Below are 18624 nucleotides of genomic sequence, written 5' to 3'. Positions count from 1 at the left end.
GCGCATGTCCACCAGGTTTCGCATCACCATGCTGATCTACGGAATGGTGAATGCCGTGCTGTTCGGCGCCGGCGCGATCACGGTCCTGTCCGTCCGCGCCTGGCAGGAGCAGTGGAAGTTCCTGATCCCGGCCGTGGTGGTGGCGAGCATCGTGCTCGCGGCACCCATCGCATGGCTGATCGCGCCGTGGCTGCGGGCGCGCTTCTGGCGGGACCACCCGGACCGCTGAGGCGATCCCCGCCGGCGGCTGCGCCGGCGGGATCGGCGCGTCACGCCATGACGGCCGGCATCGGAATGTCGCCGGTGTGCTTCGGCACGTGATAGCCCTTCTGCACCGCCGGACGCTCCGCGATGCGCAGATACCAGTCGCGCACGTTCGGGAACTCGGCGAGGTCGACTTCCTGCCACTCGAAGCGCGCGGCCCAAGGCCAGATCGCCATGTCGGCGATCGAGTATTCGTCCACCACGAAGCGCCGTCCGGCGAGCCGCTGGTCGAGCACCTTGTAGAGCCGGCGCGCCTCCTTGCCATAGCGCTCCTCGGCATAGGGCGCCTTGCCCTTGTTGTAATGGAGGAAGTGGTGCGCCTGGCCGAGCATCGGCCCGAACCCGCCCATCTGCCACATCAGCCATTCCATGACCTGCCAGCGCCGATCCGGATCGGTCGGCATGAACCGGCCGGTCTTCTCGGCGAGGTAGAGCAGGATCGCGCCCGATTCCATGACGCTGCGGCCATTGTCGCGGTCGACGATCGCCGGGATCTTGTTGTTGGGCGAGATCGCCAGGAATTCCGGGCGGAACTGCTCGTCCTCGCCGATGTTCACGGCGTGCGCCTCGTAGGGAAGGCCCATCTCCTCGAGGGCGATAGAGACCTTGCGGCCGTTCGGCGTCGTCCAGGTGTAGAGGTCGATCATCGGGTCACGCGAAGGTCACGTTGAGGATCTCGTAGGAGCGCGCGCCGCCCGGCGCTGCGACCTCGACCGTGTCGCCCTTGGCCTTGCCGATGAGCGCGCGCGCGATCGGCGACGAAATGGAGATCCGGCCCTCCTTCACGTCCGCCTCGACGTCGCCGACGATCCGGTAGACCTTTTCCTCCTCGGTGTCCTCGTCGACGAGAGTGACCTTGGCGCCGAACTTGATCGTGTCGCCGGACAGCTTGGAGACGTCGATCACCTCGGCACGCGAGAGCTTGTCCTCGATCTCGGCGATCCGGCCCTCGTTCAGGCTCTGCTGCTCCTTGGCGGCATGGTACTCGGCATTCTCCGAGAGGTCGCCATGGGACCGCGCTTCCGAGATCGCCTGGATGATGCGCGGCCGTTCCTCGGCCAGGAGGCGCTTCAGCTCGGCTTCGAGCTGCGCGTACCCGCCAGCGGTCATCGGAACCTTTTCCATTCTCAACCTCCAGACCCGCATCGCGCGGGGCAGACAACAGGAAAGGGCGCCCCAGCGCGTTTCGGCGCCGGGACAACCCGGTCATCAGGGCTCAAGCCGCTGCGAAATAGGCCTGCAGCGGCTTCACCTCAAGCCTGCCGCTCAACAGCGCCTCGATGCCGAGCGCCGCGGCAACCGCACCTGACAGGGTCGTGTAATAGGGGACCTTGTGCAGGAGGGCTGCGCGCCTGAGAGAGCGACTATCGGCGAGAGCCTGCAGGCCTTCGGTGGTATTGAAGACCAGCTGCACCTCGCCGTTCTTGATAGCATCGACGATATGCGGCCGGCCTTCAAGAACCTTGTTGACCTTGTCGCACTCAATGCCCTGCCCGGCCAAGAAGTGTTGCGTCCCCTGCGTGGCGATGATGCGGAAGCCGAGCTCCGCAAGCCGGCGCACCGGCTCCACGATGCGCGGCTTGTCGCCGTCGCGCACGGAGACGAACACGGTGCCGCCGGTCGGGACCTTGGTGCCGGAGCCGAGCTGGCTCTTGGCGAAGGCGATCGGGAATGAATTGTCCAGCCCCATCACCTCGCCGGTCGACCGCATCTCGGGGCCGAGCACGGTGTCGACGCCGGGGAAACGGGCGAACGGGAAAACCGCCTCCTTCACCGCGATGTGATCGAACGCGGGGCGCTTCAGCCCGAAGGAGGCGAGCGGCTCCCCGGCCATCACCCTGGCGGCGATCTTGGCGATCGGGATCCCGATCGTCTTCGCCACGAAGGGCACGGTGCGCGAGGCGCGCGGATTGACTTCGAGCACGTAGATGTCGCCGTCCTTCACCGCGTACTGGACGTTCATCAGGCCGCCGACCTCCAGCCCGCGGGCGAGAAGCTCGGTCTGCCGTTCCAGCTCGGCGATGATCTCCGCCGGCAGCGAGTGCGGCGGCAGCGTGCAGGCCGAGTCGCCGGAATGGATGCCGGCTTCCTCGATGTGCTCCATGATGCCGCAGACGAAGACGTCCTTGCCGTCGCAGAGCGCGTCGACGTCGACCTCGATCGCATCCGCGAGGTAGCTGTCGATCAGGACCGGCGAGGTGCCGGAGACGACGACCGCGTCGGTCATGTAGCGCTCGAGCTGGGCCGGATCGCGGACGATCTCCATGGCGCGGCCGCCGAGCACGTAGGACGGCCGGATGACCACCGGGTAGCCGATCCGGTCGGCGACGGCGCGGGCCTCCTGGGCGGAGCGGGCGATGCCGTTGTTCGGCTGGCGGAGGCCGAGCTTCTCCAGCAGCGTCTTGAAGCGGTCGCGGTCCTCGGCGAGGTCGATCGCGTCGGGCGACGTGCCGAGAATGGGCACGTTCGCCTCCTGGAGCGCGCCGGCGAGCTTCAGCGGGGTCTGTCCCCCGAACTGGACGATCACGCCGTGCAGCGTCCCGTTCGACTGCTCGGTTCGGATGATCTCCAGCACGTCCTCGGCGGTGAGCGGCTCGAAATAGAGCCGGTCGGAGGTATCGTAGTCGGTCGAGACCGTCTCCGGATTGCAGTTGATCATGATCGACTCGTAGCCGGCATCGTCGAGCGCGAAGGCGGCGTGGCAGCAGCAATAGTCGAACTCGATGCCTTGCCCGATCCGGTTCGGCCCGCCGCCAAGGATGATCACCTTGCGGCGGTCGGACGGCCGCGCCTCGTCCTCCGGCAGGCCGGCGAACGGCGTCTCGTAGGTCGAGTACATGTAGGCGGTGGGCGAGGCGAACTCCGCGGCGCAGGTGTCGACCCGCTTGAAGACCGGGTGCACGGCTAGGGCGTGCCGATGGGCGCGGACGTCCGCCTCGCTCGCGCCGGAGAGCGTCGCGAGCCGCGCGTCGGAGAAGCCCATGGCCTTCAGCCGGCGCATGAGCCCGGCGCTTTGCGGCAGCCCGTGCTCGCGGACGCGGGCCTCGGTCTCCACGAGGCCCTCGATCTGCCGGATGAACCACGGATCGATGTGGCAGGCGCGGTGGATTTCCTCCACGGTCATGCCGAGCCGGAGCGCTTGCGCCACCGTCAGCAGCCGGTCCGGCCGGGGGGCGGCCAGCGCGGCGCGGACGGCGTTCCGGTCGTCGCCCTGCCCGAGGCCGGCGATCGCGACCTCGTCGAGGCCGGTGAGCCCGGTCTCCAGGCCGCGGAGCGCCTTCTGGAACGATTCCTGGAAGGTGCGGCCCATGGCCATGACTTCGCCGACCGACTTCATGGACGTGGTCAGCGTGGGCTCGGCGCCCGGGAACTTCTCGAAGGCGAAACGCGGGATCTTGGTGACGACGTAGTCGATCGTCGGCTCGAAGGCGGCGGGCGTCGCGCCGCCGGTGATGTCGTTCTCCAGCTCGTCGAGCGTGTAGCCGACCGCCAGCTTCGCCGCGACCTTGGCGATCGGGAAGCCGGTCGCCTTGGAGGCGAGCGCGGAGGAGCGGGACACGCGCGGGTTCATCTCGATCACCACCATCCGCCCGTCGGCCGGGTTGATCGCGAACTGCACGTTCGATCCGCCGGTCTCCACGCCGATCTCGCGCAGCACCGCGATCGAGGCGTCGCGCATCGACTGGTATTCCTTGTCGGTCAGCGTCAGCGCCGGCGCGACCGTGACCGAATCGCCGGTATGGATGCCCATCGGATCGACGTTCTCGATGGAGCAGATGATGATGCAATTGTCGTCCCGGTCCCGGACGACCTCCATCTCGTACTCCTTCCAGCCGAGCACCGACTGCTCGATCAGGACCTCGTTGGTGGGTGAGGCGTCGACGCCGGTGAGGACCAGGTCGTAGAGCTCGTCGATCGTGTAGGCGATGCCGCCGCCCGTGCCGCCGAGCGTGAAGGACGGCCGCACCACGGCGGGGAGGCCGGTGACCTTCGTCGCCTGCAGCGCCTGGGTGCGGGCGTTGAGATGGTATTCCTCGATGAGGTGCTGCCGCTCCGCGGCCGGCATGCCCGCGGCGTTCGCCGCCGTCAGCCGCCGCGACATCTCGTGCATGTTGACGAAGGCGGCACGCGGCGTCTCCAGCCCGATCTTGCTCATCGCATCGCGGAAGAGCTCGCGGTCCTCGGCCTTGTCGATGACCTCGGCGCGGGCGCCGATCATCTCGACGCCGTACTTCTCGAGCACGCCCATCTTGTTGAGCGAAAGGGCGCAGTTCAGCGCCGTCTGACCGCCCATGGTCGGCAGGAGCGCGTCCGGGCGCTCCTTCTCGATGATCTGTGCGACGATCTCGGGCGTGATCGGCTCGATATAGGTCGCGTCCGCCATCTCCGGGTCCGTCATGATCGTCGCCGGGTTGGAATTGACCAGGATGATCCGGTAGCCCTCCGCGCGCAGCGCCTTGCAGGCCTGCGTGCCGGAATAATCGAACTCGCACGCCTGCCCGATGATGATCGGGCCGGCGCCGATGATGAGGATGGAGGAAATATCGGTGCGTTTCGGCATAATCCGCGCGTGTTTGAAGAGCCTGGCGACGATGCCCGGCCGGAGAGAGACTGCTTCCCGACGTGAGAGTCCGGGGCTTATAAAGGAAAAGACCGGACGCGCAAAGGCGACCGGCTGGCCGCTGAGGCGCGGCGCGGCGGGCGTGCGCCGTGCAATCTCCCTGCAGCAGCAGCGCCCTGCCGCGACCGCAGCGAAGTATCGCATGGACCGGAACCGGCGCACGGCTCCGCTGCTTACATAGCCGGGTGAATTCTCGCGGGAGCGACCGTTCGATGCGTTGGCAAGGGCGCCGTCAGAGCAGCAACATTGAGGATCGGCGCGGCGGCGGCGGCGGCTTCCGGATGCCGACCGGGATGGGTCGCGGCGGCGGCCCGGTGATCCGGCGCGCCGGCGGCGGCGGGATCGGCATGCTGATCCTCGCCGTGATCCTGATGGTCTTCTTCGGCATCAATCCGATGGACCTCCTCCAGGAGGGCGGAGGCCCGACGTCCCAACCGACGGAGACGCAGCGCGCAGATCGCCCGGGCCAGACCGGATCGGTCAGCGCGCAGAGGACCGGCCCGGCCGTCAGCGACGAGACGAGGGCCTTCGTCGCAACCGTGCTCGCCGAGACCGAGGACACCTGGAACCGCATCTTCGCCGATGCCGGCGCCGAATATCGCGAGCCGACGCTCGTCCTCTTCGAAGGCGGCGCGCGTTCGGCCTGCGGCTTCGCGAGCGCCGCCGTCGGCCCCTTCTACTGCCCGGGCGACCAGCGCATCTATCTCGATCTCTCCTTCTTCGAGGAACTCCACCGCCGCTTCCAGGCGCCCGGCGACTTCGCGCAGGCCTACGTCATCGCGCACGAGGTCGGGCACCACGTGCAGAACCTGATCGGCATCCTGCCCGAATTCGCGCGTGCCCGCGCGCGCCTCAGCGAGCGCGACGCGAACGCGATGTCGGTGCGGGTCGAGCTGCAGGCGGACTGCTTCGCCGGCATCTGGGCGAACCGCACCGAACGTCGCGGGCTGCTGGAGGAGGGCGACATCGAGGAGGCGCTCAACGCCGCCCAGCAGATCGGCGACGACATGATCCAGAAGCGTTCGCAGGGCTACGTCGTGCCGGACAGCTTCAACCACGGCACGTCGGAGGAGCGGATGCGCTGGTTCCGGCGCGGCTTCGAGACCGGCGACCTGGACGCCTGCGACACGATGACGGCGTCGAACTGAGGGGGATCGCGTGATCAGGCGGGCGATCGTCATCGCCGCCGCGCTGGCCGGCGGCGTGGGCGCCTCCCAGCTGCCGGAATTCGCGCAGCAGTACCGGCAGCGGCTCGGCGGCGCACTCGACGAGATCAGGCAGGTCGTGGCCGATTTCGACGCCGACGCCGGGCGCAACCGGCTGACCCGCGAGGAGGCACTCGCCACCTACGACCGGTCGGACGAGAACTTCCTGCGCGACCGCGGCGAGACCATGACCGGCGTGGTGCGCCGCTACGAGAACCTCGCCCGCCAGCGCGAGCGGATGGACGCCGTCGCCCCGGCGCTCAGGCCGCTCGCGGTCCTGCAGTTCCCCGACGAAAGGGTGGTGGAGGGCGCCTGGTCCGATTTCGAGCCGGCGGTGCCTGTCACCCCGGCCGGCCTTCTCTGGGCCGGCCTCGGGCTCCTGCTCGGCGCGCTCCTCGCATGGCTCGTCCTCCTGCCGTTCCGGCGGCGCAGCCGGAGGGCAGGGCCCGCACCGGCAGCCGGGGGTCGCGCGAACTGGTAGAGCCGGGCGCGCGGCCGGCTTCTCCGCCGGCGGCGCGGCGAGACGGGTGGGGCGCGACGGGGGCGGCTGGCCAAGTTCGCTTCGGCGGCGTAGAAAGGCGACCCTCGCCGCACCGGCCGTTCCGGATGCGAGCGGCCGCTCCTCCGCGTCTCGCGAGTTGTCCGCGCCATGCAGCCGATCATCGAAGTCTCCGACCTCTCGAAGACCTATGCGACCGGGTTCCGGGCGCTGAAGCACGTCGACCTGGAGATCCGAAAAGGCGAGATCTTCGCGCTGCTCGGGCCGAACGGCGCCGGCAAGACCACGCTCATCAGCGTCGTCTGCGGCATCGTCAACCCGACGTCGGGGACGGTGCGGGTCGGCGGCCACGACATCGTATCGGACTACCGGATCGCCCGCTCCATGATCGGCCTGGTGCCGCAGGAGCTCACGACGGACGCCTTCGAGACGGTCCGGGCGACGGTTTCCTTCAGCCGCGGCCTGTTCGGCAAGCCGGCCGACCCGGCCCATGTCGAGCACGTGCTGAAGGCACTCTCGCTCTGGGACAAGCGCGATTCGAAGATCATGACGCTGTCGGGCGGCATGAAGCGGCGCGTGCTGATCGCCAAGGCGCTTTCCCACGAGCCGTCGATCCTCTTCCTCGACGAGCCGACTGCCGGCGTCGACGTCGAGCTCCGCCGCGACATGTGGCGCCTCGTGCGCGAACTGCGGGAGACCGGCGTCACCGTCATCCTGACCACGCACTACATCGAGGAGGCGGAGGAGATGGCCGATCGGGTCGGCGTCATCAGCCACGGCGAGCTGATCCTGGTGGAGGAGAAGACGGCGCTGATGCGCAAGCTCGGCCGCAAGCAGCTCATACTGGAGCTGCACGAGCCGGTGGAGGCCGTTCCGCCCGCGCTCGCCCGCCACGGCCTCGAGATCGTGAACGGCGGCGACAGGCTCGTCTACACCTACGACACGCAGGCGGAGCGGACCGGCATCACGACGCTCCTGCAGGACCTTGCCGGCGCCGGCATCCGCTTCCGCGACCTGCAGACGCGCGAGAGCTCGCTCGAAGAGATCTTCGTCGGCCTGGTGAGGGAGCGGTGATGAACCGGCACGCCATTTCCGCCATCTACCGCTTCGAGATGGCGCGCGCCTTCCGCACGCTGCTGCAGAGCATCGTGTCGCCGGTGATCTCCACCTCGCTCTATTTCGTGGTGTTCGGCTCGGCGATCGGCTCGCGGATCGAATCGATCGACGGGGTGAGCTACGGCGCCTTCATCGTGCCGGGCCTGATCATGCTGTCGCTGCTCACCCAGAGCATCTCGAACGCTTCCTTCGGCATCTATTTCCCGAAGTTCACGGGGACGGTCTACGAGCTGCTCTCCGCCCCGGTCTCGTACTGGGAGATCGTGATCGGCTATGTCGGCGCGGCGGCGACCAAGTCGATCATGCTCGGCCTCATCATCCTCGCCACTGCCGGCCTGTTCGTGCCGCTGCGGATCGAGCATCCGCTCTGGATGCTCGGCTTCCTCGTGCTCACGGCGGTCACGTTCAGCCTGTTCGGCTTCATCATCGGCATCTGGGCCGACGGCTTCGAGAAGCTGCAGCTCGTGCCGCTCCTCATCGTCACCCCGCTCACCTTCCTCGGCGGCAGCTTCTATTCGATCGACATGCTGCCGCCGTTCTGGCGCACGGTGACGCTCTTCAATCCGGTGGTCTATCTCGTCAGCGGCTTCCGCTGGAGCTTCTACGGCAGGGCCGATGTCGGCATCGGGGTGAGCGTGTTCATGACGCTCGTCTTCCTCGCCATCTGCCTCGCCCTCATCGCCTGGATCTTCCGCACCGGCTACAAGCTGAAGAACTGACGCCCGCGCCCCGGTTCCTTCCGCCGGGAAGGCCTGCGCCGTCACCAGCCCCGCGCTGTGCGAGGCCGCGCGGCCGCGCGGACCGCCCGTGAGAAGGTCGGGCATGAAATCTCCGCACTTCCCGGCCATGCAATGCGCGTGCGGCCCAGCCACGGGTTCGTGACCGTTGGATCGGCGCAGTCCCGGCCGCTTCGGATTCAATTGCCCCCATTCTCCGACTAGACTGCCGATTCGGAACACGAAGGAGCCAGCCCCACATGCGCCTCGCGGTCCTTGCCGTCCTGCCCGTCCTTTTCGCCTCGCCGGCGCTGGCGAACTTTTCCGCCTGCGTCGGCGGGCTGAAGGACGCCGCCGTGAAGGCGGGGGTCAGCCGCGCCGTCGCGGATCGCGCGCTCGCCATCAGCCAGCCCGACGAGAAAGTGATGCGGCTGTCGCGCGCGCAGCCGGAGTTCAAGACGCCGATCTGGGACTATCTCGGCTTCCTCGTCGACGAGGAGAGGGTCGAGCAGGGCAGGGTGATGATGCGCCGCTACGACAACGTGCTGCGCGCGGCCGAGGAGCGCTTCGGCGTCAACCGCTTCGTGATCGCCGCGGTGTGGGGCGTGGAATCGAATTTCGGCCAGGATGCCGGCGACAATTTCCTTCCGCACTCGCTCGCCACGCTCGCCTGCCAGGGCGGGCGCCGCACGGCCTTCTGGCGCGGAGAGCTCATCGCGGCGCTGAAGCTCGTCACTCGCGGCGACCTCCAGCTGAACGAGCTCTACGGGTCCTGGGCGGGCGCCTTCGGCCAGACCCAGTTCATCCCCTCCACCTACGAGCGGCTCGCGGTCGACTTCGACGGCGACGGCCGGCGCGACCTGGTCAAGTCGGTGCCGGACGCGCTCGGCTCGACCGCCAACTATCTGCGCAGGGCGGGGTGGCAGCCGGGCGGGTCCTGGATGATCGAGGTGAAGGTGCCGCCGAACTATTCCGGCCCGACGGGGCGTAAACAGAAGGCGCCGCTCTCCACCTGGGGCAGCCGCGGCGTGGTGAGGGCCGACGGTGCCGCCCTTTCCGGCGGCGCCCAGGCGGGCCTGCTCCTGCCGTCCGGCCCGCGCGGCCCCGGCTTCCTGGTCTTCAAGAACTTCGATGCGATCTACGCCTACAACCAGGCGGAATCCTACGCGCTGGCGATCTCGCACCTCGCCGACCGGATGGCCGGCCTGCCGACCTTCCGCACGCCCTGGCCGACCGACGACCCGCCGCTTTCGCGCGCTCAGCGCTTCGAGCTGCAGCGGCTGCTGGTCGCCGCCGGCTACCAGATCGGCGAGCCGGACGGCAAGGTCGGCCCGCTCACGCGCGAGGCGATCAGGGATGCCGAACAGCGCGCCGGCATGCCGCCGACGGGTCGGCCCGGCATGAAGATCTACCGGGCGCTCGGCGGCCGCTAGAGCGCGGCGCGGCCGCGGAGGGGCTGGAGCGGCGGAAGGCGCTCTCCTATGGTCCCGCCATGCCGCTGCCTTCGTCCGCTTTGGCGGGCCTTGCCTTCCTGATCGCTGCAATCGGATTGGCGTCGGCCGGTCCGGGGCGCCTGCCCGCGCCGGATTGGCCCTGGCCGGGGCTGCTCCATCGCGCCAACATCATCGACGGCCGCGACGACCGCGACTCGCTCCTCGTGCTGGCCCCCTCGCTCGGCCTTTCCCAGCAGGAGGTCGAGCGGATCCGCCGCGTCTCGGGCTATGTCGGGTGCCTGTCGCCTTCGCCCTCCGTCGGCAGCGGCGCGCTCTATCTCACGAACCGGCAGGTCCTCACCGCCGGCCACATCTTCTTCGAGCCCTCGGGGCGGAAGCGCTCCAAATGCTTCTTCCGCAACCAGGCGGCCGATTGGATGATGATCGACCTCCTGCTCGACCCCGCAAATGCGCGGTTCGGAGCCTCGCCCCCGAAGCCTGGCTCCAACGACGACTGGGCGGTCGTTCGCCTCGCCGAGCCGATCCCGGGGGCCGAGCCGTTCCCTGTGGCGGACGCCCCGCCCGTTGCCGCGGGCGACCGGCTCATCGTCGTCACCGCGCATCCGGCCGGCATGGAGAAGGAGGTCGACAAGGCGGTCCCGGTCACGCAGGGCTGCTCGATCCGCCGCGCCCCCATCTCCAGTGCGGCGACGAGCTTCTACCGCACCGACTGCGACGCCAGCGGCTCGTCTTCGGGCGGCATGCACCTGGCAAGGGTCGACGGCCGCCTGGTGTTCCGCGGCATGACGATCACGACGGGGCCCTGGCGCGAGGACCGGTTCCGCGGTGCGCCCTACGACGAGCGGACGGGAAGCGTGACGACCGCACTCGGGACCGACGCCGCCGTGCTCGAAGCGGGGCGGAGCCTGGCGGAGCGCATGCCGGCCGCCGGGCAGAAGCCCGAGTGACGATCCGAACCGGCGTCCGGTCGTTCTCCCGGCCGTCTCCTTGTTCTGGCGGACCATCCGCTAAAAATCGCATAAATTTACGCGCATCGGTTGCGTCGACCCCGTTAACGCAATCCGAACCGATCCTCGACTAGCGGTGGAGGAACGAAAGATCGGGCGCCGGGACATGGCCAGCGAGAAAGAGCGTCTGCGGTATCTCGACCGCCTTCAGATCGTCGATACCGAACGCACGCCCGGCTTCGACCGCATGGTCGATCTCGCCTGTCGCGTCTTCGACCTTCCGATGGCGACCGTGTCGCTGGTCGGCGCCGACCGCCAGTGGTTCAAGGCGAGCCGCGGCATGTGCATGACCGGCACCGACCGGCGCGTAGCCTTCTGTGACGCGACGATCCGCTCGGATGAGGTCTTCGTCGTTCCGGATGCCGCCGCCGATCCCCGCTTCGCCGACAATCCGCAGGTCACGGGCGAGCCCTTCCTGCGCTTCTACGCCGGTGCGCCACTCATCGTCGGGCCCGACGTCCGGATCGGCAGCCTGTGCGTCATGGACCGCGAACCCCGGCAATTCTCCGCGCGCGACTGCTCGCTGCTGGAGCTCCTGGCGGCTCAGACGGTCGAACTCATCCGCCAGCATCAGGCCGGTCTCAGGCTCGAACGCAACCTCCGGCAGCGCAGGCGGCAGCTGCACCTCCTCCTCGAGCAGAACCGCCTGCTCGAGGACCAGGAGCGACAGCTCCGGCAGATTTCCCGCCTGGCGCGGATCGGCGGCTGGTCCGTCGACCTGGCGACCGGCGATGCGAGCTGGACGCCGGAGGCGCTCGCCATCCTGGGCTGCACCGGTGAAGCCCCGGCGACCTTCGCCGACGGATTCCGGCAGCAGCCGGCGCGGGATCGGGCGGCGCTGCTCGATGCCTTCCGGGCGACGGCTTCGTCGGGGCGACCGTTCATTCTCGAATCAGGCCTCGATGGCGACGTCGACGAATCGAGGTGGGTGCGCGTGATCGGCGAGCGCGACGCTCGCGACCGCGTCATCGGCACCGTCCAGGACGTCACCCGCGAATGCGAGATGAAGGCCGAGCTGGAGCGGCTCGCCACCCGCGACGGGCTGACCGGGCTCGCCAACCGCCGGGTGTTCCGCGACACGCTGACGAGGGCGGCGGCGGAGGCATCGCAGGAGAACCCCGCCGCGCTCCTTCTCGTCGACCTCGACAATTTCAAGGACGTGAACGACACGCTCGGCCACCATGCAGGCGACCAGCTCCTCCGCGACATGGCCGCCCGCCTCACGGGCTGCCTCGGAGACGATGCGCTGATCGCCCGTCCCGGCGGCGACGAGTTCGCGGTGTTCCTGCAGGGGGACGAAACCGTTTCGCTGCCGGAGATCGCCGACCGGGTGCTGGCGACCGCCACGGCGCCGATTCAATACAACGGGCAGACGCTCCGCGTGGGCGCATCGGTCGGGATCGCGGTCGCGCGCGGTCCCAAGCCGAGCGACGAGCTGCTCCGCCGCGCCGACATCGCCGTCTACGAGGCGAAGCATGCCGGCGGCGACCGCTGGGCGGTCTACAGCCCGGAGCTCGGGGCACGGGTCGAGCACCGGCACAGGCTGTTCCAGGAGGTCCGCGAGGCGATCGACCAGCATCATTTCACGGTCGCCTACCAGCCGGTCGTGTGCCTCCGTTCCGGCGAGGCGGTGGCGCAGGAAGTGCTGATCCGCTGGTGCCATCCGACGGACGGGCTGCGGTCCGCCGGCGAGTTCATCGACGCGCTGGAGGACCCCGCGATCGGGCGCCTGCTTTCCAACAGGGCGATCCAGCTCGCGGTGCCGCAGTTTGCCGACTGGCGCCGGACCGGCGTTCCCGTCCACGGCATCGGCGTCAACATCGCCGCCGGCCAGCTGCGGGACTCCGCCTTTCCCGATACGCTCATCCATCTCATCGAGAAGCACGGCCTGAGCCCGGCCGACATCCGCCTCGAGATCACCGAGGGCGTGCTGCTCGGCCGCGGCGCCGACGTCGCCATGCGCAAGGTTTCGGAGATGCACGCGGCCGGCTTCCGGATCATCCTCGACGATTTCGGCACGGGCTACGCCTCGCTCACGCATCTGCGCGAGCTGCCGGTCGACGGCGTGAAGATCGACACGTCCTTCGTCCGCTCCATGACGCGCGAGCCGGCCGACCGGATCATCGTCCGTTCGGTGATCGAGATGGCCCACGGGCTCGGCATGACGGTGGTTGCGGAAGGCGTGGAGACGCCCGAGATGGACGCGCTCCTCAAGATCATGGGCTGCGATTTCGGCCAGGGCTTCTATTACGGCCGGCCCGTGCTTGCCCCGCAGATCGAGGCGGCGGCCGCCTTTCGCCGCGCCGGCTGAGGCGGCGCACCCGCACGCCGGATTGCCCCGGCGCGCCGCTTCCCTTAAACAGGCGCCGACCTTCCCGACATCCCTCCGACGGAGCATCGGCAGCCATGGCGCGCCAGTTCATCTACTACATGCACGACCTCTCCAAGGCCTATTCGGGCGGCAAGAAGGTGCTCGACGGCATCAACCTGCAATTCTACCCGGACGCCAAGATCGGCGTGCTCGGCCCGAACGGCTCGGGCAAGTCGACGCTGCTCAGGATCATGGCCGGCATGGACAAGGAGTTCACCGGCGAGGCCTGGGCGGCGGAGGGCGCCCGCGTCGGCTACCTCTCGCAGGAGCCCGTGCTCGACCCGTCCAAGGACGTGCTCGGCAACGTGATGGAGGGGGTCGCCGAGCGGCAGGCGATCATCGACCGCTACAACGAGCTGATGATGAACTACTCGGACGAGACGGCGGCGGAGGCGGCCGAGCTCCAGGACGAGATCGATTCGAAGAACCTGTGGGACCTCGAATCGAAGGTGCAGATGGCGATGGACGCGCTGCGCTGCCCGCCGGGCGACGCCGACGTGAACACGCTCTCCGGCGGCGAGCGCCGCCGCGTCGCGCTCTGCCGGCTGCTGCTGTGGGAGCCGGAGCTGCTGCTCCTCGACGAGCCGACCAACCACCTCGACGCGGAGACCGTCGCCTGGCTGGAGAAGCACCTCGTGCAATATCCGGGCGCCGTCCTGATCGTCACCCACGACCGCTACTTCCTCGACAACGTGACGGGCTGGATCCTGGAGCTCGACCGCGGCCGCGGCATCCCCTACCAGGGCAATTACACCGCCTATCTGGAGCAGAAGGCGAAGCGCTTCGCCCAGGAGCAGCGCGAGGACGCCGCCCGCCAAAAGGTGCTGGAGCGCGAGCGCGAATGGATGGGCCGCAGCCCGCAGGCGCGCCAGGCGAAGTCGAAGGCGCGCATCAAGGCCTATGACGAGCTGCTGAAGGCCAACGAGGCGCGGCTGCAGTCGCGCGACGCGCAGATCGTGATCCCGCCCGGGCCGCGGCTCGGCGAGGTCGTCATCGACGCCGAGCACCTCTCCAAGGGCTTCGGCGACCGCCTCCTCATCGACGACCTCTCCTTCAAGCTGCCGCCCGGCGGCATCGTCGGGGTGATCGGCCCGAACGGCGCCGGCAAGACGACGCTCTTCAAGATGATCACCAACGAGGAAGAGCCGGATTCCGGCTCGATCCGGATCGGCGACACCGCCGTGCTCGGCTATGCCGAGCAGAACCGCGGGCTCGACCCGAACGCCACCGTCTGGGAGGAGATCTCCGGCGGCGCCGAGGTGATCCAGCTCGGCAAGCGCGAGATGAACTCGCGCGCCTATTGCGGCGCCTTCAACTTCAAGGGCGGCGACCAGCAGAAGCCGGTCGGCCGGCTCTCCGGCGGCGAGCGCAACCGCGTGCACCTCGCCAAGATGCTGAAGTCGGGCGCGAACGTGCTCCTCCTCGACGAGCCGACCAACGACCTCGACACCGAGACGCTCGCCGCGCTCGAGGAGGCGCTGGAGGATTTCGCCGGCTGCGCCGTGGTCATCAGCCACGACCGCATGTTCCTCGACCGGCTCGCCACCCACATCCTCGCCTTCGAGGGCGACAGCCACGTCGAGTGGTTCGAGGGCAACTTCCAGGCCTACGAAGAGGACAAGAAGCGCCGCCTCGGCGCCGACGCCGTCGAGAACCCGCGCAGGATCAAGTACAAGCCGCTGACGCGGTGAGGAATTGCATAAAACTCAGAGTCCGACGCGCGCCTTAATTAAGGTACATTTGGTCACATTCTTAAATAGAGGCGCTAGGTATGAATCGGGAAATTCAGCTTGGAGCGCCTCCTCTATTCTGGAGATCATGAATGTAGTTGCCTCCAAGATTGCGTCGTCAGAAATCAGGTCGTCGCCATCCAGCGCATAAGACTGTTCGAGTCGTTTCAATACGCAATGCATCAGGAACCTGTTTCCGTGAACGACTATTCCACGAGCTATCGGAGAATTCTTATCATGGTTGTTCTTTACGACTAAATCAATCCGTCGGCACAATGACACTAACGCCCACAGTCGTTTTGAAGACGTTCCCGAATTAAATAGTGAACGATATGGCGGGGCGCCAATATCGGCATACAGGCCGCCAACATATCCCTTGGATAAAGCCACATATGACATCTCGTTACTAGCGCAAGCAAGTGCAATAATCCCCTCAACAAACTCAAAACCATTTGCTATTTCAGTTAGCGGTTCGCCCTCCCGGTATTCGTATCCAACGCCTGATATCAAAAGCTCCATTCGTATTCTTTCTTGATTAGCGTCGAGTGCGACAAAATTTCGTGAATCAATTTTGTTCTGCGTATTGGATGCGCGGGTAATCTGTTGACCAATCATCGAGTTCGGATCATCAACGACGATGATCCGCGCATGTAGAGATGCATCTGAGTTTTGTGACACTGACCGTCCAATAGTCCCAACGGTTTGAGCGCCGTTTACAATTGTAACCCCATCGCACTCGAAAATACCTACCGATCGGTCTGCACCTCCGATTGCCTGCTTCTTCATCTTTTCGACAATTATTGTCATGCCGTTATTAAAATACCAAAAATTGGAGGGGTTCTCTGCCAATGTTTTCTGGATGGCTGCGTTTACTTCTGAGCGCAGCCCCAAGAAATTGCGAATATTTCCAGCAAACAAGTTATTCCCGTGCTCCCGATACCATTCGGAAACATCAGTCGCCGACACTTGGCCGTAAACGGCCTGAAGTGGCGCCTCGACTAGTCCGTAATGGGACAATCGTATTGTCAACTTAATCTGTGGCGGTGCGGCCTCATGTACGAAGTATTGGAATAGTTGCTTCTGAGAAACAACAGCATAGGAAAATAGTTCTGATGTATCATTCTGGGAGCTAACGAAATCACGAAGCCCGAATTCAACATCCCGATGTATATTTGATGATCCAGAATAAGCAACGACCAGACGGACGTGAGCCAGGCGCATTAGGGCATCTTCAATCTCCGGCCATCGAGTTTGAACCTTAGTGTTAAATCGAAGCCGTTTATTAGATATAAGATCCCGAACGCCCTGAATAAATTTTAAAACGCCAGCTGAGTCTATGGACGAGCTGTGTGTATTGCTCCACTTAGACTGAACTAGAATAAGCGTTCCAGTGGAAGTGTCGTAATAAATAGCGTCAATTCCATTATCTTGGGCGCCATCAACAAGCGAATCGCATGCGAGTGGGATTTCGATCTGTCCAATTATGCGAACGGAAACAGCTGCTATTGCGCGGGACAAGAGGTGATCGGTTTGGCCGGGACCAACCGGGATGTCGGTTCCATCAATGTGTGGAACAACCTGTTCTAGGAGCTTTGCTCTGATCTGAGCGTGTTGAAGTTCAGCCACTTTCTAAGCCTCAAAAAGGGATGAGTTATACGCGTACGTGCTCCACGTCGGGCTGTAGCTCTCGTCCGCCTGATTGCCCCAGTAGGTCCAGCCCGGCCGGGTGCCGCGGGCGAAGAGCTCCAGATACGGGCCCTTGGAGCAGCTCTCGATCAGTTCGTACTGCTCGTCCGGCTTGCGCGAGTGCTCGCGCTTGCGCGAGGCGATGTAGTTCACCTGGCTCCGGCCCGGCGGCAGGGTTCTCGCGTTCTTGCCGCGGACGCCGAAGAGGAGGATTTCGGTCACGTTGCGGAAATAGAAGCCGACGCCCCGCCCGTCCGATCCGCCGTCCTTGCGCACCTTGTGCCAGACGATGTTCGACTTGTACTCGAAGCCCCAGGCCGCCAGCACGCGAATGCCGTCCGGCAGGAGCGCGTTCGGCACCCAGAGATAGAGGTGCGCCGGCGATACCGTCAGGTCCGCGACGGGCAGTTCGCAGATTTCGTCGGTGGTCATCGTTCCGTAGCGCGCGAGGCGGCGATGCTCGGGCGCCACCTTGCCGGTCCGGTTCGTGAAGCGCCACGGCGGATCGGCGAGCACGGTATGGAAGCGCTTTCCCGCCGTATGGCGGGCGAGATCGAGCACCGTATCCACCTCAGGCTTGCCCATGACCACTTCCTCGGACGGCGACGTACAGGAACATAAGAAGAACGATTTTACAAGTTCTACTGAGCACGATTCGGCGCGCTAGGATACCATCGTCGCCGGCCCGCTCGCCGGGCACACGAAAGGCCACGGCAGATGACCTCCCTCTCAGACCTCCTCGTGAAGCCCGGCTCCAGGCCGCGGCTCTCCGAGCGCGATCCGCGCTCGACGCTCTCCTTCGCGGACAAGGAGGTCGCGAAGGCGCGCACGGCCGACGACGCGGCGGAGATCGACCGGCTGCAGGACATCCTCTACGCGGAAGGGCGGTGCGCGCTGCTCGTCGTGCTGCAGGGGACGGACACCGCCGGCAAGGACGGCACGATCCGGGAGTTGTTCAACCGGACCGGCCCCCTCGGCGTGCGCGTGACGGCGTTCCGGGCGCCGAGCGAGGAGGACCTCGACCACGATTTCCTGTGGCGCGTGCACCGTGCGGTACCGCCGCGGGGCACGATCGGCATCTTCAACCGCTCGCATTACGAGGACGTGCTGGTGGTGAAGGTGCGCGGCCTCGTGCCGGCCGAGGCGGTCGAGAAGCGCTACGCGCAGATCAATGCCTTCGAGAAGATGCTCGTCGAGAACGGCACGACGATCCTGAAGTTCATGCTGCACATCTCGAAGGAGGAGCAGCGCGAGCGCCTGCAGGCCCGTCTCGACGATCCGCGGAAGCGCTGGAAGTTCCAGCAGAGCGACCTCGACGACCGCCTGCGCTGGGACGCGTTCCAGGAGGCCTACGAGACGATGCTCGAGCGCTGCTCGACGGACTGGGCGCCGTGGCGGGTGATCCCGTCCGACCGGAAATGGGTGCGCAGCGCCGTCATCGCGACAATCGTGCGCCAGACGCTCGAGGAGATGGACCCGAAATATCCCGTGCCGGGCTGGAAGCCGGAGGATTTCCGGATCCCGTGACGATGCGAGGCATCGGCGCGAGCCGCAGGTCGGATCGGGCGGGGAGGGAGGAGAGGGGGCCCCGGCCGACCGCGAGGGGGAAGGGGGCATGAGGAGGAGGTCGGCCGGGGTTGTGTCTATCCGTCACGTCCGCTCTCGGCACCAGGCAGTTGGGACGTCTGCTGGAACGGTGCCTCGGTAATGCGGCCGTGGCCGATCGACACGTCTGCTTTTTTGCTTCGCTCTGGTGACCAGGTCGGAACATCCAAGCGTCGAGGAAACGGCGCACTTCGCGATGGGTTCCGCCGGTTCGAAATTTTATTTTCGCTTGCCAAGCAAGGCTTCTGTCCGCAGAACCCTGCCTGCGGCCGGCTTGGCACCCGACCAGGGCCGATCGGCCGGACTCCTCTGCCGGCAGCGCCTCCGGCAGGACCGAAGGTCATAAGGCT

At 66.6% G+C, this 18624-nt stretch carries 15 protein-coding genes; 10 read left to right on the top strand and 5 right to left on the bottom strand.

The annotated features are described in order from the left end of the window. Positions 1–4 precede the first annotated feature (4 nt). The gene (locus ACUN0C_RS09785; RefSeq protein ID WP_445466169.1) at positions 5–229 is read left to right on the top strand and encodes a hypothetical protein; all 225 of its coding nucleotides are present in this window, start codon (positions 5–7) and stop codon (positions 227–229) included. Between the two features lie 40 nt (positions 230–269). Here the strand turns inward: ACUN0C_RS09785 and ACUN0C_RS09780 are convergent, their stop codons facing one another. From ACUN0C_RS09780 to carB, 3 genes are all read right to left on the bottom strand, one after another. Continuing rightward, positions 270–911 (bottom strand): glutathione S-transferase family protein, encoded by a 642-nt coding sequence (locus tag ACUN0C_RS09780; protein ID WP_445466168.1) that lies wholly within the window; start codon positions 909–911, stop codon positions 270–272. Between the two features lie 4 nt (positions 912–915). Beyond that, positions 916–1389 carry a transcription elongation factor GreA gene (gene greA, locus ACUN0C_RS09775; protein WP_445466167.1) on the bottom strand — a complete coding sequence of 158 codons (474 nt, stop codon included), beginning with the start codon at positions 1387–1389 and terminating at the stop codon, positions 916–918. Between the two features lie 91 nt (positions 1390–1480). Continuing rightward, the gene (gene carB, locus ACUN0C_RS09770; RefSeq protein ID WP_445466166.1) at positions 1481–4825 is read right to left on the bottom strand and encodes a carbamoyl-phosphate synthase large subunit; all 3345 of its coding nucleotides are present in this window, start codon (positions 4823–4825) and stop codon (positions 1481–1483) included. Positions 4826–5097: 272 nt separating this feature from the next. Between carB and ypfJ the strand changes: the two genes are divergently transcribed. The 8 genes from ypfJ to ettA all read left to right on the top strand — a co-directional run bounded on the left by ypfJ (position 5098) and on the right by ettA (position 14944). Next, positions 5098–6033, top strand: a complete 936-nt coding sequence (ypfJ, locus tag ACUN0C_RS09765; protein ID WP_445466165.1) for a KPN_02809 family neutral zinc metallopeptidase — start codon at positions 5098–5100, stop codon at positions 6031–6033. Positions 6034–6043: 10 nt separating this feature from the next. Next, positions 6044–6571 carry a DUF2937 family protein gene (locus ACUN0C_RS09760; protein ID WP_445466164.1) on the top strand — a complete coding sequence of 176 codons (528 nt, stop codon included), beginning with the start codon at positions 6044–6046 and terminating at the stop codon, positions 6569–6571. Between the two features lie 168 nt (positions 6572–6739). Then, complete coding sequence (locus tag ACUN0C_RS09755) at positions 6740–7663, top strand: ABC transporter ATP-binding protein (protein WP_445466163.1); 924 nt, start codon at positions 6740–6742, stop codon at positions 7661–7663. Beyond that, the gene (locus tag ACUN0C_RS09750; RefSeq protein ID WP_445466162.1) at positions 7663–8424 is read left to right on the top strand and encodes an ABC transporter permease; all 762 of its coding nucleotides are present in this window, start codon (positions 7663–7665) and stop codon (positions 8422–8424) included. The genes ACUN0C_RS09755 and ACUN0C_RS09750 overlap by 1 nt, the downstream gene beginning before the upstream one ends. A 257-nt stretch (positions 8425–8681) precedes the next feature. Beyond that, on the top strand, positions 8682–9854 hold the full coding sequence (locus tag ACUN0C_RS09745; RefSeq protein WP_445466161.1) for a lytic murein transglycosylase: 1173 nt from the start codon (positions 8682–8684) through the stop codon (positions 9852–9854). Between the two features lie 59 nt (positions 9855–9913). Beyond that, positions 9914–10822 carry a trypsin-like serine peptidase gene (locus ACUN0C_RS09740; protein WP_445466160.1) on the top strand — a complete coding sequence of 303 codons (909 nt, stop codon included), beginning with the start codon at positions 9914–9916 and terminating at the stop codon, positions 10820–10822. 166 nt (positions 10823–10988) lie between these two features. Next, positions 10989–13193, top strand: coding sequence for a putative bifunctional diguanylate cyclase/phosphodiesterase (locus ACUN0C_RS09735; RefSeq protein WP_445466159.1), 2205 nt, complete (start codon positions 10989–10991; stop codon positions 13191–13193). A gap of 95 nt (positions 13194–13288) precedes the next feature. After that, on the top strand, positions 13289–14944 hold the full coding sequence (ettA, locus tag ACUN0C_RS09730) for an energy-dependent translational throttle protein EttA (RefSeq protein ID WP_445466158.1): 1656 nt from the start codon (positions 13289–13291) through the stop codon (positions 14942–14944). 15 nt (positions 14945–14959) lie between these two features. Here the strand turns inward: ettA and ACUN0C_RS09725 are convergent, their stop codons facing one another. Together ACUN0C_RS09725 and ACUN0C_RS09720 are read right to left on the bottom strand one after the other, a co-directional pair. Beyond that, the gene (locus ACUN0C_RS09725) at positions 14960–16609 is read right to left on the bottom strand and encodes an AIPR family protein (protein WP_445466157.1); all 1650 of its coding nucleotides are present in this window, start codon (positions 16607–16609) and stop codon (positions 14960–14962) included. 3 nt (positions 16610–16612) lie between these two features. Continuing rightward, complete coding sequence (locus ACUN0C_RS09720) at positions 16613–17254, bottom strand: MT-A70 family methyltransferase (protein WP_445466156.1); 642 nt, start codon at positions 17252–17254, stop codon at positions 16613–16615. Positions 17255–17386: 132 nt separating this feature from the next. On the opposite strand from ACUN0C_RS09720, the gene ACUN0C_RS09715 reads away from it, so the two are divergent. Next, on the top strand, positions 17387–18196 hold the full coding sequence (locus ACUN0C_RS09715; RefSeq protein ID WP_445466155.1) for a polyphosphate kinase 2 family protein: 810 nt from the start codon (positions 17387–17389) through the stop codon (positions 18194–18196). The last annotated feature ends 428 nt before the right edge of the window (positions 18197–18624 follow it).

Source organism: Faunimonas sp. B44 (assembly GCF_052655945.1).
The sequence above is the reverse complement of the archived record's forward strand: the minus strand, read 5'-3'. Positions and strand labels throughout refer to the sequence as shown.